Source organism: Lishizhenia sp., from assembly GCF_057456495.1.
Genome location: NZ_JBVCPV010000320.1, coordinates 1 through 1,704, shown reverse-complemented (window position 1 = coordinate 1,704; position 1,704 = coordinate 1). Strand labels below are relative to the sequence as shown.

The 1,704-nt window shown below is 38.5% G+C and carries 2 protein-coding genes; both read right to left on the bottom strand.

Annotated features, from left to right (window positions below):
* The coding region (locus AC22ZQ_RS14550) for a TraB/GumN family protein (RefSeq protein WP_318959474.1) at positions 1-851 on the bottom strand (851 nt) is incomplete at its 3' end.
* Positions 844-1,554 carry a class I SAM-dependent methyltransferase gene (locus AC22ZQ_RS14545; RefSeq protein WP_318959473.1) on the bottom strand — a complete coding sequence of 237 codons (711 nt, stop codon included), beginning with the start codon at positions 1,552-1,554 and terminating at the stop codon, positions 844-846. The genes AC22ZQ_RS14550 and AC22ZQ_RS14545, both read right to left, overlap by 8 nt.
* Positions 1,555-1,704: the final 150 nt, after the last annotated feature.

Sequence of the window (1,704 nt, the reverse complement as noted above, 5' to 3'; positions counted from 1 at the left end):
AGGTTAATAACCCCTTGTTCACCCCCTAAATGTCCAGCACCTACTGCTATGAAAGCACTTTCACTTTCCATAATTTGTGTGAGTTTTGGAATCCAGTTGGCGTTGCGTTTTAGCAAGAGGTCATCCATGTTTAATCCGTCCATTTCAGGGTGATTATTGATCAATTCATACAAGGCCTCAACATCTCCCTCACGGTGTAGTTTTGAGAGTTTTTCTATTTCAGCACGAGCTCCCTCAATATCTCTTACAGTAGCCATAATGCTTTCAATGTTTTCTTTAGTGCTTGCATTGTCTAACAAAGCAATTTGTTCTTCCATCGTTTCTAGACCTACGAAAGGAGCTTTTGCTTTATTCTGAAGTTTGTAAATATCTTCCTCGTAGCTTTCGAACTTTTTGGGAAAAGCAGCCGAAGCAAGGAATTGTTGTAACATCATGGGTTTCATTCCCCCTAAGCGAGGAGCAATCTTTTCTGGATTTTTCCCCATTTCTTTATCGATGAAATTGTAAACTGAGTCGCGTTGAGCTTGTGTCATTTTATCAAGGATGTTTCCATCTGTTGAGCGCATGAGTCTTACAACTTCAAAAACATTGGGTTTTTCGCCAATTTCTAAAACCACCTTATCCGCATCTAAAATAAGTTGTTCTAAATTATCTGGGAAATAGTAATACTTTTCAGCAATGATGTGCATCGTTCCAAAAAGGTATCCCTTGGTGTTTTCTCCTTTATCTATACGCCAAAGCAAAGTTGGTTTATCCGCTGGTGCTAAGGGTGTAACTTGCGCTCTATTGAAACAAGCGCTTAACGTTACAAGGGTAATTATGGAGAGGCTAAGTAATTTTAATTTATGCATTTAGGGAAAGTTTTGCGAGATAGCTTTGTCCGTCTTCAAGGACCAATTCTACATTGAAACCTAGTTTTTCGGCTGTTGTTTTCAAGTTTCCGAAATCAACATATAACCAATCAAACCATTCTGATTTCGCATCTTTATATTCCATTTGAAATTGGAAGTTACCGTAGTATTCTGTACTTAAATCTACCCACATTCCACCTTCTTCATCTTCAAAAAGGTATTTAATGTCTGTAGAGTCACACAATATTTGACCACCTGGCTTTAAAAGTTTCTTGGCTTGAAATAAGGTCTTTTCCAATTCTGATAATTTACCGGCAATTCCAATACCGTTCATCATCATCAATAAGGTATCATAGTCTCCACCAGTCATAGCAAAGAAATCTTGCTCCTTTGCGTTTATCCCTAGCTTTTGTTGGAAAGCAACTGCACCAGGTGAAACATCTATGGTTTCAACTTCAAATCCTTTTAAAATAAGTGCTTCAGCGTGAACACCGGTACATGCGCCAATGTCTAGCACCTTACCTTTGCACAACTCCAAAGCCTTTTTTTCAATCTCTGGCATTTGGTTTTCTGTTCTGAATAACCAGTCAACAGGAATTACATCATCGTCGCAAATATCGGAATGAACGATAATGTTCTCACCGTGTATACCGTTTTCGTAATCAGCTATTGCTGCACCGAAAGCATCGTTTTCTTTGAGCATGTTATATGTCTAAATCGTCTATGTTGTCAAAGTCAGAAGAAGAAAATTCTTCATCAAAATCGTCGAATTCGTCGAACCCCTCTAGATAGTCATCAGCACTTTGTTGCTCGGTGGTGAACTGCATTTCTTCACTTCCTTGTCTAGAATTTT